The organism is Pseudomonas sp. E141 (assembly GCF_052659885.1).
The window spans coordinates 5,951,963-5,972,645 of sequence record NZ_CP084024.1 but is presented as its reverse complement, the minus strand read 5'-3'; the positions used below and the strand labels follow the sequence as shown (position 1 = coordinate 5,972,645).

Genomic DNA, 20,683 nt, shown 5'->3' with positions numbered 1-20,683 from the left:
GCGCTGCTATTGGCGTTGTCGAGCTGTCTTTTCCTAAGCCTGAACGCCTGCGCCGAACAAACCGACCCTCCGGCGGCACAAAACGTTCAGGTCGATCTCGCCGGTCAGATCCTGACCCTGGAAAACCATAATCAACGCTGTGCCTTGCGCAAACCGGACCAAAGCCTATTCACCCTGGACATGCCGTGGCCCTGCCACTTAAGCGTTGACCGCAAAGGCTTGCCACGCGTCGAAAGTTTTAACAACGCCTTGATCATCATCGTGCAGCATTTCGAACCAGAACCTGCGCCAAGCACTGAGTGTCGCTCTCAATACCAAGCCATCAGACAAATCGAAGGCCTTCTGGAGGCATCGATTGTGGCCAGTGGTGGCCGTTGCATGGCCGGCGCCCTTGACCAGAAAAACTTTGTGGCCCTTTTTACGTGGTAACCGAAATCGCCACCCGCGATCGCCTGCAACCGTCCCTGTTGGACCGGTTGACCGACGACGATCCGAGCAACCCCAAGGAAAGCGCCGACAAGCGCGTGTTGTCGCTCACCCAGTTGAAAGCCTCGGTGCTGCGTGACTTGGCGTGGTTGCTCAACACCACATCGCTGCTCGATACCGACGCCACGCTGCACACCCCGGCAGGCACGTCTGTGGTCAATTTCGGGTTGCCGGCGCTGGCCGGCAACAGCGCATCGAACGTCGACCTTCCGGCCTTGGAAGCGTTGATCCACCAAGCCATCGCCACGTTCGAACCGCGCATCTTGCGCCACACCCTGAGGGTGCGAGCCCGAGCAACCGCCGAGATGAACCACAACGCCTTGAGTTTCGAGATCGAGGGTGACCTCTGGGCGCAGCCCGTGCCGCTGCGCCTGATGCTGCAAACCGACCTGGACCTGGAAACCGGCCACGTGCGCGTGGTCCAAGCCGACCAGCGGAGACGCCCATGAATCCGCGCCTGCTGGAGCTGTACAACCAAGAACTGCACCACGTGCGCGAAAGCGCGGCGGAGTTCGCCAAGGAATACCCCAAGATCGCCAGTCGGCTGACGTTGTCCGGGATGGACTGCGCCGACCCGTACGTCGAACGTTTGCTGGAAGGCTTCGCCTACCTGACGGCGCGGGTGCAGCTCAAGCTCGATGCCGAGTACCCGACCTTCACCCATAACCTGCTGGAAATCGCCTACCCCCACTATCTGGCGCCCACGCCGTCGATGACCGTGGTGCAACTGCAGACCGATCCCGATGAGGGCTCGCTGAGCGGCGGCTTTGCGCTGCCCCGGGACACCGTCCTGCGCGCCGCCCTGGGGCGTGAAACCCAGACCTGCTGCGAGTACCGCACCGCCCACGCGGTGACGTTGTGGCCGTTGCAGGTCAGCCAGGCCGAGTACTTCGGCAACCCGTCCGCCGTGCTCGGACGCCTGGCCGCCAGCGAACCGAAGGCCAAGGCCGGCCTGCGCCTGACCCTGCGTACGGGCGCCGAACTGCCGTTCAACAGCCTGCCCCTGGACAACCTGCCGCTGTACCTCAGCGGTGCCGACGAACAGCCCTTCCGTCTCTACGAACAACTGCTGAGCAATGCTTGCGCGGTGTTCGCCCGCAAGCCCGGCGGCGATTGGGTTGAACGCTTGCCTCAGGACGCGCTGTGCTCGCGGGGTTTCGACGATGCCGATGCCGCGCTGCCCGTGGTCTCGCGCGCCTTCCAGGGCTATCGCCTGTTGCAGGAATACTTCGCCCTGCCCCATCGGTTCCTGTTCGTCGACTTCACCCAATTGAGCCGCGCGGTCAAGCGCTGCGACGGTCAGGAGCTGGAGCTGATCGTGCTGTTCGACCGGCACGACCCGAGCCTGGAGGGCAGCGTCGGCGCCGCGCAGTTTCTGCCGTTCTGCACCCCGGCGATCAACCTGTTCCCCAAGCGCCTGGATCGCATCCACCTCTCGGAGCGGGTCAACGAACATCACGTCATCGCCGACCGCACCCGACCGATGGATTTCGAAGTGCATTCGCTGACCGGCCTCACCGGCCACGGCACCGGGCCGGAGCAGCCGTTCCTGCCGTTCTATGCCGTGCGCGATCCGTCCCGTTATGGCCGCGACCAGGCCTATTACACAATACGGCGTGAGCCACGAGTATTGTCCAGCGACCAACGACGCAACGGCCCGCGCTCGACCTACGTGGGCAGCGAAACCTTCGTCAGCCTGGTGGACAGCCAGCAGGCGCCCTATCGCCACGACCTACGCCAACTGGGCGTGACGGCGCTGTGCACCAACCGCGACCTACCGCTGTTCATGAGTGTGGGCAACGGCAAGACCGATTTCACGTTGGCCGACAGCGCGCCCGTCGGCGCGATTCGTTGCGTAGCAGGTCCCAGTCGGCCACGGGCCAGCCATGCCCACGACGCCAAGGCCTGGCGCTTGATCAGCCAGCTCTCGCTCAATTACCTGTCCCTGAGCGAGCAAGGCCAGGGCGCCGCCGCCCTGCGCGAGCTGCTGCGCCTGTACGGCGACAGCAACGATGCGGCGGTGCAGTTGCAAATCGAAGGCCTGCGCGAAGTCAGCAGCAAGGCCTGCACCCGACGCTTGCCGATGCCCGGTCCGATCGTGTTTGGCCGGGGCCTGGAAATCACCCTGGAATTCGATGAAAACGCGTTTCGCGGCACCGGGGTGTTTTTGCTCGGCGCGGTGTTCGAGCGCTTCCTGGCACGCTACGTGTCGATCAACAGTTTTACCGAGACGGTGATCCGTACCACCGAACGCGGCGAGATCATGCGATGGAAAGCCAAGCCCGGACGTCGTCCGACCCTTTGAGTACCCTGGACGCGATGCACCAGGAGCCCTGGGAATACGACTTCTTCCAGGCCTTGCGCCGTATCGAGTGCGAATCCCCCGAGCTGCCGCGCCTGGGCCATTCATTGCGCCTGGCCGATGACCCGCTGCGCCTGGGGCAACAGGCCGAATGCACCTTCGCCCCGGCGACCCTGGCCTCGGTGCAACCGGGCCTCGACGGTGCGCCGGCACGCCTGGAGCAGTTCTTCTTCGGCCTCGGGGGCCCCAACGGCCCGCTGCCGCTGCACATCACCGAATACGTGCGCGAACGTCAGCGCAACAACGCCGACAGCACCAGCAAACGGTTCCTGGATGTGTTCCACCATCGCCTGCTCAGCCTGTTCTACCGGGCCTGGGCCGAAGCGCGGCCAACGGTCAGCCATGATCGCCCGGACGATGACTACTGGTCGGCGCGCCTGGCCGCCCTCAGTGGTCGGGGCATGCCGAGCCTGCTCAAGCAGGGCCTGATCCCCGACACGGCGAAGCTGCATTACAGCGGCCACTTGTCGGCGCAAACCCGCTACCCGGACGGCTTGAAGGCCATCATCAGCGAGTACTTCGGCCTGCCGGTGGAGATCGAAGAATACGTCGGCCAATGGCTGGAACTGCCAGAACGCAGCCGCGTGGGCGTCAACGCCAATCAGTTGGGCGTGGACTTTTGCCTGGGCCGCTACGTGTGGGATCGCCAGCACAAATTCCGCATTCGCCTGGGGCCACTCAAGCTCGATGACTACATGGGCATGTTGCCCGGCAGCCAACCCTTCAACGAGCTGGTGGCCTGGGTCGCCGAGTATCTGGGCCATGAACTGGACTGGGACCTGAACCTGATCCTGGAACAACCCGAAGTACCGGCGCTGCAGCTCAACGGTAGTTTGCGCCTGGGGTTCAACACCTGGTTGGGACGCCCCGAAACAGATGCCAAGGATTTAATACTGGCCCGGCATTACGCCGAACAGGCCAACACCTCACAGACCTCAAGGAGCCATGAGCATGGGTGAAATCAGTCGCGCCGCGTTGTTCGGCAAACTCAACAGCGTGGCCTACAAAGCCATCGAAGCCGCCACCGTGTTCTGCAAGTTGCGCGGTAACCCCTACGTGGAACTGGCCCACTGGTTTCATCAGTTGCTGCAACTGCAGGACTCGGACCTGCACCGCATCATCCGCCAGTTCAATATCGAGCCGGCACGCCTGGCCCGCGACCTGACCGAAGCCCTGGACCGCCTGCCACGGGGCTCGACCTCCATCACCGACCTGTCTTCCCACGTTGAAGAAGCCGTGGAACGCGGTTGGGTCTACGGCAGCCTGATGTTTGGCGAAAGCCAGGTGCGCACCGGTTACCTGGTGCTGGGCATTCTCAAGACGCCAAGCCTGCGCCATGCGTTGCTGGGGCTGTCGTCGGAGTTCGACAAGGTCAAGGTCGAGGCCTTGAGCGAGCGCTTTGACGAATACGTCGGCGACTCCCCGGAAAACGCCCTGACCGCCAGCGACGGTTTCAACGCCGGCGCCGTGCCGGGCGAAGCCAGCGGCGCCATGGCCCCCAGCGCCATGGGCAAACTGGAAGCCCTCAAGCGCTTCACCGTCGACCTCACCGAACAGGCGCGTAGCGGTAAGCTCGACCCCATCGTCGGTCGCGACGAAGAGATCCGCCAACTGGTGGACATCCTCATGCGCCGCCGGCAGAACAACCCGATCCTCACCGGTGAAGCCGGCGTGGGCAAGACCGCCGTGGTCGAAGGCTTTGCCCTGCGCATCGTCGCCGGCGACGTGCCGCCATCGCTCAAGGACGTGGAACTGCGCAGCCTCGATGTCGGCCTGTTGCAGGCCGGCGCGAGCATGAAAGGCGAGTTCGAACAGCGCCTGCGTCAGGTCATCGAAGATGTCCAGGCGTCGCCCAAACCGATCATTTTGTTCATCGACGAAGCCCACACCCTGGTGGGCGCCGGTGGCGCTGCCGGCACGGGTGACGCGGCCAACCTGCTCAAGCCGGCCCTGGCCCGCGGCACCCTGCGCACGGTAGCGGCCACGACCTGGGCCGAGTACAAGAAACACATCGAAAAAGACCCGGCCCTGACCCGGCGTTTCCAGGTGGTGCAAGTGGCCGAGCCGTCCGAAGACAAGGCGCTGCTGATGATGCGCGGCGTGGCCTCGACCATGGAAAAACACCATCAGGTGCAGATCCTCGACGAAGCCCTGGAAGCCTCGGTCAAACTGTCCCACCGCTACATCCCGGCGCGCCAGTTGCCGGACAAATCCGTGAGCCTGCTGGATACCGCCTGCGCCCGTGTCGCTATCAGCCTGCACGCGGTGCCGGCCGAAGTGGACGACAGCCGTCGGCGCATCGAAGCGCTGGAAACCGAGCTGCAAATCATCGCCCGTGAACACGCCATCGGCATTGCCATTGGCAGCCGTCAGACCCAGAGCGAAAACCTGCTGAGCGCCGAACGCGAACGCCTGGCCGAGCTGGAAGGCCGCTGGGCCGAAGAGAAAGCCCTGGTGGACGAGTTGCTCGCCACCCGCGCCACCCTGCGCGAGCGCGTCGGCGTGGTAGACAGCGAGGATGGCAGCGAGACTAGCCACGAACTGCGCGAGCAACTGGTGGACCTGCAACAGCGCCTGACCGCGCTGCAAGGCGAAACCCCATTGATTCTGCCGACCGTGGACTACCAGGCCGTGGCCTCGGTGGTCGCCGACTGGACCGGTATCCCGGTGGGCCGCATGGCTCGCAACGAACTGGAAACGGTGCTCAACCTCGACCAGCACCTGAAAAAACGCATCATCGGCCAGGACCACGCCTTGCAGATGATCGCCAAGCGCATCCAGACCTCCCGCGCCGGCCTGGACAATCCGAGCAAACCCATTGGCGTGTTCATGCTCGCCGGCACCTCCGGCGTGGGCAAGACCGAAACCGCCCTGGCCCTGGCCGAAGCCATGTATGGCGGCGAGCAGAACGTCATCACCATCAACATGAGCGAGTTCCAGGAAGCCCACACCGTGTCCACCCTCAAGGGCGCGCCACCGGGCTACATCGGCTATGGCGAAGGCGGCGTACTGACCGAAGCCGTGCGGCGCAAACCGTACAGCGTGGTGCTGCTGGACGAGGTGGAAAAAGCCCACCCGGACGTGCATGAGATTTTCTTCCAGGTGTTCGACAAAGGTGTGATGGAGGACGGTGAAGGCCGGGTGATCGACTTCAAGAACACCTTGATTCTGTTGACCACCAACGCCGGTACCGAACTGATTGCCCAGGTCTGCAAAGACCCGCAGAACGTGCCCGAGCCCGAGGACATCGCCAAGGCCCTGCGCCAGCCGCTGCTGGAGATTTTCCCTCCGGCCCTGCTAGGTCGCCTGGTGACAATTCCGTACTACCCGCTCAGCGACGAGATGCTCAAGGCCATCACCCGCCTGCAACTCAACCGCATCAAGAAGCGCGTAGAGAACACCCACAAAGTCGCCTTCGACTACGACGACGCGGTGATCGACCTGATCGTCTCGCGCTGCACCGAAACCGAAAGCGGCGGACGCATGATCGACGCCATCCTGACCAACAGCCTGCTGCCGGACATGAGCCGCGGGTTCCTGACCCGCATGCTCGAAGGCAAGGCGCTGGCCGGCGTGCGGATCAGCGCCCGGGATAACGAATTGCAGTACGATTTCAGCGACGCGGCCTGACGGTAAGGAACACCGTAAAACCCTGTGGGAGCGAGCTTGCTCGCGATAGCGCAAGTACATTCAACATCAATGTTGACTGATACGCCGCCATCGCGAGCAAGCTCGCTCCCACAGTGGCATCTTCCACAGTGGGGGTTGCGTTCCTTCAGCTATTACAACTTGCACGGGACACTCGATGTTATTCAACCAAGCCTCACGCCTGGCCAAAATCACCAGCCCCCTGGGACCTGAGGTGCTGTTGCTCAAGGACATGGGCGGCGGCGAAGAGCTGGGGCGGCTGTTCAACTACGAGTTGCAGTTGCACTCGCTGGACAACGCCATCGACCTCAACCAGGTGCTCGGCAAACCCATGTGCGTGAGCCTGCAACTGGACGGCGGCGGCGAGCGGCATTTCCACGGCATCGTTTCGCGCTTCAGCCAGAACGTTGACCAAGGCCAGTTCGCCAGTTACCAGGCGACCTTGCGCCCCTGGCTATGGCTGCTGACCCGTACCTCCGATTGCCGGATTTTCCAGAACCTGACCATCCCGCAGATCATCAAGCAGGTGTTTCGCGACCTGGGTTTCTCCGACTTCGAAGACGCCCTCAGTCGCCCCTATCGCGAGTGGGAATACTGCGTGCAGTATCGCGAAACCAGCTTCGATTTCGTCAGTCGCCTGATGGAACAGGAAGGGATCTACTACTTCTTCCGCCACGAACAGGGCCGTCATGTATTGGTGCTGGCCGACGCCTATGGCGCCCACACCACGGTGCCCGGCTACGGTTCGGTGCCCTACTACCCCAAGAACGAACAGCAGCGCGAGCGCGACCATATCCACGACTGGCACCTGGCCCAGGAAGTGCAGCCCGGCTCGCTGGAACTCAACGACTACGACTTCCAGCGCCCCAGCGCGCGCATCGACGTGCGTTCGGCCATGCCGCGCCCGCACACCGCCGGCGACTATCCGCTGTACGACTACCCCGGCACCTATGTGCAGAGCCAAGACGGCGAACACTACGCCCGCACCCGCATCGAAGCCTTGCAAACCCTGCACGAGCAAGTGGAGCTGGCCGGCAACGCTCGCGGTCTGGGCTCGGGCCACCTGTTCAGCCTCACCGGCTTCACCCGCCAGGACCAGAACCGCGAATACCTGATCGTCGGCGCGCGCTATTACGTGTCCCAGGAAAGCGGTGAAACCGGCGGCGGCGCACCGTCGGCCCAGTTCGAAAGCAGCCTGACCTGCATCGTCGCCCAACAAAGCTACCGGCCGCTGCCCACGACCCATCGCCCCATCGTCAAAGGCCCGCAGACCGCGTTGGTGGTCGGCCCCAAGGGCGAGGAAATCTGGACCGATCAGTTCGGCCGGGTGAAGGTGCATTTCTACTGGGACCGTCACGACCAGTCCAACGAAAACAGCTCGTGCTGGATTCGCGTGTCACAGTCCTGGGCCGGGAAAAACTGGGGCTCGATGCAGATCCCGCGCATTGGCCAGGAAGTGATTGTCAGCTTCCTCGAAGGCGACCCCGACCGGCCGATCATCACCGGTCGCGTCTACAACGCCGAACAGACCGTGCCTTATGACCTGCCCGCAAACGCCACCCAGAGCGGCATGAAAAGCCGTTCGAGCAAGGGCGGCACGCCAGCGAATTTCAACGAAATCCGCATGGAAGACAAAAAAGGCGCCGAGCAGTTGTACATCCATGCCGAGCGCAACCAGGACATTGTGGTGGAGGTGGATGAAAGCCACTCGGTGGGTCACGACCGCAACAAGAGCATCGGCCACAACGAGACGGTGACCATCGGCAACAACCGCCTGCGCATCGTCAAGCAGGAAGACATCCTGTCGGTGGGCCTGCGCAAGACCGACAGCATCAGCCAGAGCTACGTCATTGAAGTGGGCGAGAACCTGCGCCTGGTGTGCGGCGAAAGCATTCTGGAGCTCAACGCCAGCGGCCAGATCAATCTGACCGGCGTGCAAATCAGCTTCTATGCCAGCGGCGATGCCGAATTCAACACCGGCGGCGTGCTGCACCTGAACAACGGCGGCGGCCCCGGTGCCACGCCCGACGGCCAGGGCGTCAAGGCCAGCATCGACGCCAACATCGCTGCCGCGTTCCCCAAGGGTTAACCTCGAGATTTATGCGCCATGACTTACCGCATCAATGAATTCCAGTTCCAGCTGCCGCCCAGCGAGTTGCTGGATGCAACGATCAACATCCTCAAGTTCCCTGAACTGGGCACCTCCTTGATCGTCAGCCGCAGCTTGCTGGCCGACGGCGAAACCCTGCAGAGCAACCTCGACGACCAGCTCAAACGCCTGGAAAAACAGGTCCAGGACCTGCGCGCTCAACCGGGCGTCGCCGTGCGCCTGGGCGCCAATCAGGAAGTCGAAGGCATCGAGCTGCGCAGCCAGTTCAACAAGGGCAACGAAAAGGTCTTCCAGTTTCAGCTCGCCCTGGTACTGCCCGGCACGCGCAAGATGCTTGCCTTGAGCTATGTGAAAGCCGAGAAGCTCGGTGATGCTGAAGCAGCGCATTGGGCGACGATCAAGGGTTCGTTGTTGTTTGACGTTCCGGCTTGATGAGCGAACTGCATGTCTGACGCTCTCTGGGCCGCCCGGCTGGGCGATGCGCTGGACCACACCTCAATGATGGCTGACATTCTTGGAGGCGTGCTGGAGGTAGCAGCCAACATTGCGATTACCGCCCTAGCGACGGCTGCGGTAGTGGCGGCTACGGGCATCACAGTCGCCACAGGCGGGTTAGGTTGCTTCCTGCTCGGCGCCGTGGTGGGCGCCGTCGTTGGCCTTGCCATGAGCAAGACCGGGGCCGACGAAGGGCTGAGCAATATCTGCGAAGGCATTGGCAACGCGCTGTTCCCGCCCACGGTGCAAGCGAACATCCTCACCGGCTCAACCAACACCCTGACCAACAACATCCCAGCCGCTCGCGCCGCTGGGGCGATTCAATCCCATGTCGCACCAGCAGGCACCGAGCTTGAGGCACCTGAGCCGCAAGCCGAGCCCAGCTATCTGGACATGGCCGAGAACTTTTTCTCGCAGATGTGGCGCCCCACTGTTGCAACACCCGCGCCCGGCGCCGTACCCAAGCCGCTGGACATGATCGCGTGCATGAAACATCCGCCGATGCCGCCGCAGTTTTTGGCCGAAGGGTCGGACAAAGTCACCATCAACGGCCAGCCAGCAGTGCGCAGCGGCGACCGCAGCACCTGCGATGCCAAGGTCGTGTCATCCGGGCTGATTTCACCCGATGTCACCATTGGCGGCGGCTCGGTGGTGGTGCGCGAGATTCGCAGCGGCAAGACTCCGGGCGTCGGTCTGGCAGTCACCGCGCTGCTGATGCTCAAGGGCGGCAAAGGCAAGTTCCTGAGTAACCTGCCGTGCATGCTGGTGGGCGGTGCGGCGTCGATGGCGGTCAGCAGCGCGATGGGCGCCGCGGCCAACGCTACTATGGGTTCGTCGAACCCGGTGCATGCCGCTACCGGGGCCAAAGTTCTGGGCGATGTAGAGGAGATGGACTTCGTCCTGCCCGGCATCTTGCCAATCGACTGGCAACGCTTCTACAACAGCCGCGACGAACGCCGCGAAGGTATGTTCGGTGCGGGCTGGAGCGTGGCCTACGAGGTGCGCGTCGAGATCCTGCCTCACCCCGAGGGCGGTGAAACGCTGGTCTACACCGATGAACAGGGCCGGCGCATCGACATGGGTTCCATCCCTCTGGGCGGCGCCGTGTTCAGTCCCGGTGAAGGGCTCAGCGTACGACGGCATGCCAATGGCCAATTGCTGATCGACAGCTCAGACGGCCTGTACCGGCTGTTCGAACCCACCCCGGGCCGTGCATCGCTGCTGCGCCTGAGTCAGTTGGGCGACCGCAATGACAACCGCATCTACCTCGACTACGACGACACAGGTCGGTTGGTACAGCTGCGAGACACCTTTGACCTGACCAGCATCGCGCTGGCGTACCACGAACGCTGGCCGCAACGGGTCAGCCGGATAGACCGGCTTTATGCTGATCAACGCCGTGAAGTGCTGATGCACTACGATTACGACGCCCAGGGTGATCTGACCGAGGTCCGTCAATCCAACGGTCACGTGAAACGCCGCTACGCCTACGATGCCGGACGGCGCATGGTTGAGCACCAACTGCCCACCGGGCTGCGCTGCTTTTACGAATGGGCCTTAATCGAAAAGCGAGAATGGCGGGTTGTTCGCCACTGGACCGACGCGGGCGACACTTACGCCTTTGACTACGACCTGGCTGCCGGGACTACGCGCATCACCGACGGTTTGAATCGCATCAGCATCCGTCGCTGGGATAGGCGGTATCAGATCACCGAAGCCACCGATGCCCTGGACCGTACCTGGGTATTCCAGTGGAACGACGAAAGCCAGTTGGTGGCGGCAACGGCCCCCAACGGCGGACAACATCAATTCAGTTATGACGAGGCGGGTAACCTTTGCCAGACGTCTGACCCACTCGGACGCAGTGAGTCAACACTGTGGCTCGAACACTGGGCGCTGCCCCTGACCGAAACCGATGCCGCGGGCAATACCTGGCAGTACCGCTATGACTCGCGTGGCAACCGCATTCGCGAAACCGATCCGTTGGGCAACGTCACCCGCTATCGTCATGACGCCCACGGTCAGGTGGTGGAAGTTGTCGACGCCATCGGCAAACGCAAAACCATGCGTTGGACGCCCCTTGGCCAGCTCAGCGAGCACACTGATTGTTCCGGCTACACCACACGGTTCAGTTATTGCGAGCGCGGGACGTTGCTCAGCAGCACCGACGCACTGGGGGAACGGACGCTTTTCAGCTATGACGACCAAGGCAGGCTGCTGACCAAGCAATTACCGGACGGACGTACCGAGCAATATCAGCGCGATGCGAGCGGCCAGTTGATCGGCTACAGCGACCCCGCCGGGCACACCACGCATTTCCAGCACACCCTCAATGGGCAACTGCGCGTGCGTACCGACGCGCATGGTCGACGGGTAGAGCTGAGCTACGACAACTACGGCCGCCTGCTGGCGCTGACCAACGAAAACGATGAATGCTACCGGTTTGCCTGGGACGCTGGCGACCGTTTGACCGCCCAGCACAGCCTGGACGGCAGCCTCAAACGCTACGCCTACGACCCGCTGGACAACGTCACCCGCATGGAAGCGCTCGCGGTTGCGGGCAGCACCGACCTGGACCTCGCGCCGCAAGCATCGATCACCCATGAGCTGGAGCGCGACGCAATGGGTCGGCTGGTGGCCAAAGTCACCACAGACGGGCGCACCGAGTACTGCTATGACGCGCTCGATCAGGTCAACACCATCACCTTCACCGCGCTTACCGGTGAGCAGCAAAGCATCGGCTTGAACTACGACGCTCTTGGGCAACTGATCGCCGAGCAAGGCTGGGCCGGACGCCTGGAGCATCGCTACGATGAGCTGGGCAATCTGACCCAGACGCTGCTCCCCGATGGTCGCTGGCTAAACCGACTGCATTACGGCAGCGGCCACCTGCACCAGATCAACCTTGACGGCCAGGTCATCAGCGACTTTGAACGCGACCGCCTGCACCGTGAAGTGCTGCGCACCCAAGGGCGCCTCAGCACCCGCAGCGAATACGACCGCAGCGGTCGCCTGCGCGCACGCCAACGTCGGCAACAGGGCCAGTCCGCGCTGTTACCACCGGCGGCGCAATCACTGTTCGGCTATGACAGCAGTGATCAACTGGTAGAACGCTTCGACAGCCAGCCTGACGCCCCTCATCGCCATCTGCTGCACTACGACGCCACCGGACGCATTCTCGCCAGCCAGGACAATCTCCAGGGCCAGCGTGAAGGCTTCGCCTATGATCCGGCCGCCAACTTGCTCGATAGCCTGGGCACCGAACGGGTCGCTCATAACCGTTTGCTGACCTATCAGGACAAGCGCTACCGCTATGACGGCTTCGGCCGCATGGTGGAAAAGCGCAGCGCCCGGCGGGGTGTCCAGCGCATGCGCTACGACGCCGAACAGCGTTTGGTGGAGGTTAGAAACGATAACGGCTCGGTCGTGAAAATGACCTACGACCCGCTGGGCCGGCGCATCGAAAAAGCCGAATACGACCGCCATGCCACCCTGCTTAGCCGCACCCGCTTCACCTGGGATGCACTGCAACTGTTGCAGGAACACCGCGACAACCAGACCAGCCTGTACATCTACGCCGACGACAGCCACGAACCGTTGGCAAGGGTCGACGGCCTGGGTGAACACCAGAAAATCCGTTACTACCACAACGACTCCAACGGCCTGCCCGAACAACTCTCGGAAGCCGACGGGCACACGCTTTGGCGGGCCCGTTACCAGGTGTGGGGCAACACCGTAGAAGAGCTACGCGAACCGTATTACATCGAAGAGCAGAACCTGCGGTTCCAGGGCCAATACCTGGACCGGGAAACCGGGCTGCACTACAACACCTTGCGCTTCTACGACCCGGACATCGGTCGCTTTACCACACCGGACCCCATCGGTTTGGCCGGTGGGCTGAACCTCTACCAGTACGCGCCAAACCCGGTGAGCTGGATCGACCCCTCGGGTTTGATGAAGTGCTCGACGCCACCTAAGGGCCGCAAGGTCAACCGGACGGTTTATCGTTTTGAAGAGCCAGGACGGATCAGCACAACCTGGACGGCGCACAAGTGGAACGTTGCCTCCAGACACCGTTACACCGCCCCCGGACTGGGTGGTGTCTATGGCGCCAACTCACGCAAGACCGCCATGGGCGAGGTCAATCACTGGGGAGTGGACCTTTCCACCCGGGTGTTGGTAAGCAAGAAAGTGCAACTCAACAACGTTCTGGATCTGACCCGGGCTGATGTGCGTAAACAACTGGGGGTTTCGCTAAAGAGCATTACCGGCAACAAATACACCCAGACTCATCAAATAGGCGCCTGGGCCAAGGCCAATGGTTATGATGGGATCCTGGCACCGTCGGCGCGAAACCCGACCGGCAGCAACTTGATTTCCTTTGCAGGTTTTTAAAATGGGACTGGAAGACGAATACGTCGGCGATGCCGATTGGCAAACTTTCGTGCGGTTGTACGAAGAGGACTACCTCGACGACAACGCCCGCATGCTGGCCAAGGCCATGGATGACAACCTCGACATGGCAGTGGTGCTCTACGGAAAAAGGGGGCTCAAGGAAGGGTTCTGGTGGCTGGAACAGACCGTGCCCGCCCTGGGTAACAAACGCCCGGCCGATTGTCTCAAGACCCCGAAACTGATCAGGCGTCTGAGAATGGCCTTGATGAGCATGCCCTAATCCACCAGTAGAAGAACCGCGTGCTGGAGAACATTACCCCGCGATGGCCTCTACCCCTCAGGCCTGTGGCGCGGGAACTTGCTCCCGCCAAGGCGGCGAAGCCACCCCGAAAAGGTTGACCGGACACGCCGCACCATGGCGCTAGCGGGGCCACGCTCGCATCGCTCGGCCGGTCTGTTTCGCTGCTCAAGATCACTAAAAATCAAAAGCTGATCTGGATTAAGACCGATGACCCACGCGGTCTACCTGGACGCACGCCTCAGGCCCTTTTGCACGTCAACCAAGCACTCCAGAACAGGCTGCTGAAGAAGCGGGTGGCATCGCCGAATCCCGCCTCATGCAACAATTGCTGAACCGCCGCCTCGGAATGCGGCGGGTCCGCGCCCTGGAGGATTTTCCCAAGCTTGGCCTTCACTTCATCCGGGCTTGCGCCGTGCTGCCGCCAACGTTGGCCCCAGGCGGCGAGCAACAACGGTTGGCTGGCGTAAGCGTATTGATTGCCCGCGACGATCAGCGGCGCCCCCGGCTTGAGACGAGCCCGAATGGCTTGAAAAATCTGGCGCTTGGCCTCATCGCCATCAAGATGATGGAACACACCGACCAACGTCGCGGCGTCGTATGACTCATCTGCCGCCAGGTCCTCGACATGCCCCAAGTACACGCGGGTTCTTTCAAGCAAATGGTGGGCCTGCAACTGCTGCTTGGCGGCCTCCAGCATCGGCTCGGATGGATCAACCGCCGTGAAGCGCCACCCCGGCTCCAGCGAAGCCATCGCGATAATTTCCTGCGCCGTACCGCCAGCACCCACCACCAGTATGTTTGCTGAGCGTTGATCCCCAAGGCTCGCCGCCAGCATGCACGCCGCCAGATCCTGGCAGGCGTCATACCCAGCCAGCGCTATACGGCTCTGTCGGCCGTACTCATTGGCGCGAGAAGTATCGAATTTATCAACTGAGGTGTGGGTGGATGATTTCAAGGCGGTTCTCCTGTCCGCCAATCACGCTACGTCATGCGCCGCGATTATAAAAATTCATTGTTTTTATGCGCTGCATTCCCACAAGGAATGACGCATCAGTCTCTGTTCGTTACCGGTGGCTCAGGCTATTGAACAAAAATGCAAACGGGCACGGTACAAGCGCCACTCTCTCGCCACAAATTGCAGGCATCCTTCAGACCGTGCCTACAACTGCGCCAGAATCCCTCGACAATTGAGTCGTGAGCGAAAGATCAGGATCAAAAGATCGCAGCCTTCGGCAACTCCAACACTGCACCCGGCCCTTCGTCGCCTGAAAAGGAACTTCGCCCCGAATCCCTTATCTCAAAGAGCACTTCGCCATACTGGCGGGCTTTGGAGCAAGCGCGTGCCAATCCACAGCAGTGCACGTTCTTTGAGATTTGTGCCGATGGTCGACAAGAACCTACAGGATTCATCCCACCCTCATTGGCCCGAAGCGGCCCAGACGCTCATGGCGCTGATGCACGCCCAGGGCGAAGTCGCGCGCCTGAGCGAGCGTGAGCAGCTATTCAGCTCATTGCTGGTCAGCGTCAACGCGGTGCTCTGGGCGTTCAACTGGGAAACCCGACAAGTCCTGTATGTCAGCCCCGCCTATGAACGAATCTTCGGTCGGCCGGCAGGTCTGGTGCTGGCTGATTTCAACGAATGGCGCGATGCAATCTACCCCGACGACCTCGAATACGCGGAGCGCAGCCTGGCCGAAGTGCTGGTCAAAGGTGCCGTGGAGGATCGTGAGTACCGCATCATCGCTGCCAATGGCCAGATCCGCTGGCTGAGCGACAAATGCTTCATCAACCGTAAGGCTGAGTCGGGGCAACCGGTGATCGTGGTGGGCATTGCCGAAGACATCACTGAAAAGAAGCTGCTGGAAAGCGAACTGCAACGACTGGCAACCACCGACGTGCTGACTCAGAGCAGCAATCGCCGCCACTTCTTCGAATGCGCTCACCGTGAATTCGAGCAGGCACGACTGCAGGGCACACCCATGGCGTTCCTGTTGCTGGACATCGATGATTTCAAAGTGATCAACGACACCTACGGTCATCAGGAAGGCGATAACGTGCTGCAGAAAATCGCCGAAAGCGGACGTTCCGTTCTCAGACGCGGTGATCTGTTTGGACGAATCGGTGGTGAAGAATTCGCCGCGGTGTTCCCTGGCTGTGCCCCGGACATGGCACTGCAAGTCGCCGAGCGTCTGCAGCGCGAGATTCAGCGCCTGGCTTTCCGCAGCGGGGAGAAAGGCTTCGGCATCACCGTCAGCCAAGGCTTGACCAGCCTCACCCCCGAAGATCAGAGCCTCGACACCCTGTTCTCCCGCGCCGATGCGGCCATGTACGAAGCCAAGCGCCAGGGGAAAAATCGCATCATTGCGGCTTGAGCAATCTCGTCGCCAAGGCGTAAGCAAAACTCCAGTCATACCCCCTGTGGGAGCGAGCCTGCTCGCGATGAGGGGTGTGCCATTCACGGATGCGCTGGCTGTCAGTCCGCCATCGCGAGCAGGCTCGCTCCCACAGGGTTGGTCAGCGGCCTTACTTGCGGCGCAATCGCATCAACTCCGGCAATCCGATCTTCAGCAAACGCGCCGTGCGCCCACGGGCCAGCTCTTCCAGCCCTTCATGCTCGGTCAGATGGGCCATTTGCGCCGCCATGTTCATCACCAGTGCCTCGCGGGAGTAAACCCCGCCGCCCAGGCCATAGGCCGCCGCAATCAACTCTCGCAGCTCCAGCGGCAGACGCCAGCGGGTGCGCAGCGCGGAACCGAAGCTGGCACCGAACTGATCGAGCAAATTGCCCACCTCCTCCGATTCGTCGAGCTCGCCGCCGGCCTGCGTCCATTCTTCCAGGCATCGCAACAACGCCAAGTCTCCAAGGCGATGCAACAACCCGGCGCAATAGCAGCGCTCCTGCTCCAGGTCCAGCAGCCGCGCCAGCATCCGGGCGTACTCACCGGTGTGCAGCGACAACTCCCAGTAACGCTCGGCATAGTCTGCCAGGCACGGGACACTGAGTCGGGCACAGCGCTTGAGGGTCAACCCCAGAATCAGGTTCATGCTCTGCCCGGTACCAAGCTGATGCAGCGACTGCGCGACCGTCTGCACCAGGCCGCCGCCCTGATGCTGCGCAGCGCTGTTGGCCGCAGCAATCAGCACGGCGGTAATTTGCGGGTCGGTGCGGATTTCTTCTTCCAGCAGTTTCAGGTCCAGACCGCCGGGGTTGAGGCTGCGCTTGACTGCCACTTGCACATCGGTCATCAACGGCGCGCCTTCGGAAGAATCACGTCGACGCTCCAGAAAGGTTGTCAGGGTCTGCTCCGGGGCTGACACGTCGCTGGAGCAATCCTCTGCGCTGCTCAACAGTAGCCCCTGCAAACGCTGGGTCAGGTCTTCCCGGTTCAAGGGTTTGGTCAGGTAGGCCGCAGGCGCCAGCGGCAAGACCTCACGTACGCTGGCGCTGTCGTTGCGCCGGCTCATGAGAATGAACGGCAACACCGGTTTTCGATGCTGCTGGCGAAGGCCCCGCAGAATGCTCAGGCCATCGACGCCCGGCAATTCCCAATCGGCGATCACCAGGTCATAGGCGTTGTGCGCAAGCAGATTCAGGGCCTGCTGGCCCTCGCCGCACGTATCCACCCGGGCATCGCAGCGTATGCCCGATAGCACCTGCTCAAGCAGCTCCCGAGACACCGGATCGGCCTCGGCGATCAACACACGGGGTACAGCGGGTAAATCCACGGCAGTCATGCAGCATCGCTCCCTCGCAATACTTGCACCTTAGCCAATGGTGGCCGTTGCAGACAGCTCCACCCCTGGGAATATGTTCCCGAATATGAAAAAACCCGCTGCGAAGCGGGTTTTTTGTGGGTCAGCGCACAGCTCAGGGCTCGTACAATCAGAGCTCGGAGAAGCACTCTTCGATAATTGCCAAGCCTTTGTCCAATTGCTCGTCTGGCGAGGTCAGCGGTACCAGCACCCGCAGGACGTTGCCGTAGGTGCCGCAGGACAGCAGGATCAAGCCCTTGTCGCGGGCCTTGGCCACAACCTGAGCCACGGCCGCCGCGTTCGGCTTGTGGGTATCGCCATTTTCGAACAACTCCACGGCGATCATCGCACCCAGGGCACGGACTTCGCCGATGACCGGGTATTTCTTCTGGATGGCCTTGAGGCCAGTCACCAGACGCTCGCCCACCGCCTTGCAGCGATCCAGCAAGTGCTCTTCCTCAAACACCTCCATCACCGCCAGCGCAGCAGCGCAGGCAATCGGGCTGCCAGCGTAGGTGCCACCCAGGCCACCAGGGGCAATAGCGTCCATGTACTCGGCCTTACCGCAGACACCGGCCAACGGGAAACCGCCGGCGATGGATTTGGCGAAAGTAGTCAGGTCGGCGGCAACACCCATTTGTTCCATGGCGAAGAAGGTGCCAGTCCGACCGGCGCCGGTCTGTACTTCGTCAGCGATCAGCAGAATGCCGTGCTGATCACAGAGGGCGCGCAGGCGCTTCATGAATTCCTTGGGCGCCACGTAGAAACCACCCTCGCCCTGTACTGGCTCGATGATGATTGCCGCGATGTCACGTGGTTCGGCGTCGTTCTTGAAAATACGCTCGATGCTGGCAATGGAGTCGTCGATGCTCACGCCGTGCAGTTCGTTCGGGTACAGCGCGCGGAAGATGCCGCCGGGCATCAAGCCCATGCCGGCCGAATACGGCACGACTTTACCGGTCAGGCCCAGGGTCATCATGGTGCGGCCGTGGTAGGCACCGGTGAAGGCAATTACACCGGCGCGACCCGTGGCGGCGCGAGCGATTTTTACCGCGTTCTCCACCGCTTCGGAACCGGTGGTCACCAGCAGGGTTTTCTTGGCGAAATCACCCGGCACCTTCGCGTTGATTTTTTCGCACAGTTCCACATACGGTTCGTAAGCCAACACCTGGAAGCAAGTGTGGGTCAGCTTGTTCAGCTGTTCGGTCACGGCGGCGATGATTTTCGGATGTACGTGGCCGGTGTTCAGCACCGCGATACCGCCCGCGAAGTCGATGAATTCACGGCCTTCAACGTCGGTTACCGTGGCATTCTTCGCCGATTCGGCGAAGATCGGGTGAATCTGGCCAACACCGCGTGGTACAGCGGCTTCGCGGCGTTTCATCAGGGAAGCGTTGGTCTTGTTGCTCATTGAATATGTCCTCATTCGCCGCTCATCGGTCGGCGTGGGTCAAGGCGTACATGGACGGGAGGCAACTGCGACAGCATGCGATGATCGACTGTCACAGCGTTCCGGCCACAAGAAACAGAACGGGTAAAACGCGCAAAGGGACAGCGCTCTCGTGCCCTTTGCGCTTGCAGCAGGATCAGATACCGAGGCAGAGGTATTTGATTTCCAGGTAATCCTCGATGCCGTACTTGGAGCCTTCACGGCCCAGGCCGGAGGCCTTGATGCCGCCGAACGGCGCGACCTCGTTGGAGATCAACCCGGTGTTGACGCCAACCATGCCGTATTCCAGGGCTTCGGCCACGCGGAACACACGGCCCAGGTCGCGGGCATAGAAGTACGAGGCCAGGCCGAACTCGGTGTCGTTGGACATCGCGATCACTTCGGCTTCGTCTTTGAAGCGGAACAGCGGCGCCAACGGGCCGAAGGTCTCTTCCTTCGCCACGGCGGCACTCGAGGGTACGTTGGTCAGGATAGTCGGCTCGAAGAAGTTGCCTTCCATGGCCTTGCCGCCAGCCAGCACGGTCGCGCCTTTGCTGACCGCATCAGCGATGTGCTCTTGCACCTTGGCAACTGCCTTGCCGTCGATCAAGGGACCGGTGGTGGTGCCATCTTCCAGACCATTGCCGATCTTGAGCTTGGCGACTGCCACTTTGAGTTTTTCAGCGAAGGCGTCGTACACCGAATCCTGGATGTACAGACGGTTGGCGCAGACGCAGGTCTGACCGTTGTTGCGGTATTTGGAAATGATTGCGCCTTCGACGGCCTTATCCAGGTCCGCGTCGTCGAACACGATGAACGGCGCGTTGCCGCCCAGTTCCAGGGAGACTTTCTTGATGTCCTTCGCACATTCGGCCATCAACTGACGACCGATTTCGGTCGAGCCGGTGAACGACAGCTTGCGCACGATCGGGTTGCTGGTCAGCTCGCCGCCGATGTCGCCGGCACTGCCGGTGACCACGCTCAGCACGCCCTGCGGGATGCCGGCACGGTGGGCCAGCTCAACCAGCGCCAGCGCCGAGAACGGGGTTTGCGAAGCCGGCTTGATGACCATGGTGCAACCTGCGGCCAGAGCCGGGCCGGCCTTGCGGGTGATCATCGCAGCCGGGAAATTCCATGGGGTAATGGCAGCAGTCACACCGATTGGCTGCTTGATCACGATCAGGCGCTTGTCGGGCTGGTGACCAGGAATCACATCACCGTAGATGCGCTTGGCTTCTTCGGCGAACCATTCGATAAACGAGGCGGCGTAAACAATTTCACCCTTGGCTTCGGCCAGCGGCTTGCCTTGTTCCATCGTCATCAGGCGGCCGAGGTCGTCCTGGTTTTCGATCAGCAATTCGTACCAGCGGCGCAGCTTGTTGGCGCGCTCTTTGGCGGTGAGGGCGCGCCAGGCCGGCAACGCCTTGTCGGCGGCTTCAATCGCCCGCCGGGTTTCGGCAGCGCCCATCTTCGGCACAGTGCCCAGCACTTCACCCGTTGCCGGGTTGGTAACCTTGATCGTCTGACCATTGTCCGCGTCGACCCAAGCGCCATCGATAAAGGCTTGCTGGCGGAACAACTGGGTGTCTTTAAGCTGCATGTCGGCTTTCCTTAACAGCACCGCGCGCACGCGGAGCGAATTAGATTTGTAGAAAGGCGCCCCAAGGGCTGCCGTCAGGGAAATCATCCACCGGGCTGAAGCAC

The 20,683-nt window shown here is 61.9% G+C and carries 14 protein-coding genes; 10 read left to right on the top strand and 4 right to left on the bottom strand.

Features of this window, described 5'->3' with window-relative positions; translation table 11 throughout:
- Positions 1–9 precede the first annotated feature (9 nt).
- The 9 genes from GKKCFE_RS26805 (at position 10) to GKKCFE_RS26765 (ending at position 13,776) form a co-directional block, all read left to right on the top strand.
- A complete protein-coding gene (locus GKKCFE_RS26805; protein ID WP_306670309.1) occupies positions 10–429 on the top strand; it encodes a hypothetical protein in 420 nt (139 codons plus the stop codon).
- Entirely contained in the window at positions 423–935 is a 513-nt protein-coding gene (gene tssE, locus GKKCFE_RS26800) for a type VI secretion system baseplate subunit TssE (protein WP_047226768.1), read from the top strand. Before GKKCFE_RS26805 ends, tssE begins: the two co-directional genes overlap by 7 nt.
- Positions 932–2,791: a type VI secretion system baseplate subunit TssF gene (gene tssF / locus GKKCFE_RS26795; RefSeq protein WP_047226767.1), complete on the top strand. Its 1,860-nt coding sequence runs from the start codon at positions 932–934 to the stop codon at positions 2,789–2,791. Before tssE ends, tssF begins: the two co-directional genes overlap by 4 nt.
- A complete protein-coding gene (gene tssG / locus GKKCFE_RS26790) occupies positions 2,755–3,807 on the top strand; it encodes a type VI secretion system baseplate subunit TssG (protein WP_445577310.1) in 1,053 nt (350 codons plus the stop codon). Before tssF ends, tssG begins: the two co-directional genes overlap by 37 nt.
- Entirely contained in the window at positions 3,800–6,478 is a 2,679-nt protein-coding gene (gene tssH / locus GKKCFE_RS26785; RefSeq protein WP_445577309.1) for a type VI secretion system ATPase TssH, read from the top strand. The genes tssG and tssH overlap by 8 nt, the downstream gene beginning before the upstream one ends.
- Before the next feature lie 175 nt (positions 6,479–6,653).
- Positions 6,654–8,585 carry a type VI secretion system Vgr family protein gene (locus tag GKKCFE_RS26780; RefSeq protein ID WP_047226764.1) on the top strand — a complete coding sequence of 644 codons (1,932 nt, stop codon included), beginning with the start codon at positions 6,654–6,656 and terminating at the stop codon, positions 8,583–8,585.
- Between the two features lie 18 nt (positions 8,586–8,603).
- Complete coding sequence (locus tag GKKCFE_RS26775) at positions 8,604–9,038, top strand: DcrB-related protein (RefSeq protein WP_305386930.1); 435 nt, start codon at positions 8,604–8,606, stop codon at positions 9,036–9,038.
- Between the two features lie 12 nt (positions 9,039–9,050).
- The gene (locus GKKCFE_RS26770) at positions 9,051–13,496 is read left to right on the top strand and encodes an RHS repeat-associated core domain-containing protein (RefSeq protein ID WP_445577308.1); all 4,446 of its coding nucleotides are present in this window, start codon (positions 9,051–9,053) and stop codon (positions 13,494–13,496) included.
- Position 13,497: 1 nt separating this feature from the next.
- Positions 13,498–13,776, top strand: a complete 279-nt coding sequence (locus tag GKKCFE_RS26765) for a hypothetical protein (RefSeq protein WP_445577307.1) — start codon at positions 13,498–13,500, stop codon at positions 13,774–13,776.
- Positions 13,777–14,035: 259 nt separating this feature from the next.
- On the opposite strand, the gene GKKCFE_RS26760 is transcribed toward GKKCFE_RS26765, so the two are convergent.
- The gene (locus GKKCFE_RS26760) at positions 14,036–14,752 is read right to left on the bottom strand and encodes an SAM-dependent methyltransferase (protein ID WP_316912434.1); all 717 of its coding nucleotides are present in this window, start codon (positions 14,750–14,752) and stop codon (positions 14,036–14,038) included.
- Between the two features lie 427 nt (positions 14,753–15,179).
- On the opposite strand from GKKCFE_RS26760, the gene GKKCFE_RS26755 reads away from it, so the two are divergent.
- A complete protein-coding gene (locus GKKCFE_RS26755) occupies positions 15,180–16,169 on the top strand; it encodes a GGDEF domain-containing protein (protein ID WP_339492572.1) in 990 nt (329 codons plus the stop codon).
- A gap of 151 nt (positions 16,170–16,320) precedes the next feature.
- Here GKKCFE_RS26755 and GKKCFE_RS26750 read toward each other — a convergent pair whose 3' ends face one another.
- The 3 genes from GKKCFE_RS26750 to gabD all read right to left on the bottom strand — a co-directional run bounded on the left by GKKCFE_RS26750 (position 16,321) and on the right by gabD (position 20,579).
- The gene (locus tag GKKCFE_RS26750; protein ID WP_445577306.1) at positions 16,321–17,532 is read right to left on the bottom strand and encodes an HDOD domain-containing protein; all 1,212 of its coding nucleotides are present in this window, start codon (positions 17,530–17,532) and stop codon (positions 16,321–16,323) included.
- Positions 17,533–17,680: 148 nt separating this feature from the next.
- Positions 17,681–18,961: a 4-aminobutyrate--2-oxoglutarate transaminase gene (gabT, locus tag GKKCFE_RS26745; RefSeq protein ID WP_047226758.1), complete on the bottom strand. Its 1,281-nt coding sequence runs from the start codon at positions 18,959–18,961 to the stop codon at positions 17,681–17,683.
- Between the two features lie 175 nt (positions 18,962–19,136).
- On the bottom strand, positions 19,137–20,579 hold the full coding sequence (gene gabD, locus GKKCFE_RS26740) for an NADP-dependent succinate-semialdehyde dehydrogenase (RefSeq protein ID WP_047226757.1): 1,443 nt from the start codon (positions 20,577–20,579) through the stop codon (positions 19,137–19,139).
- Between the last annotated feature and the right edge of the window lie 104 nt (positions 20,580–20,683).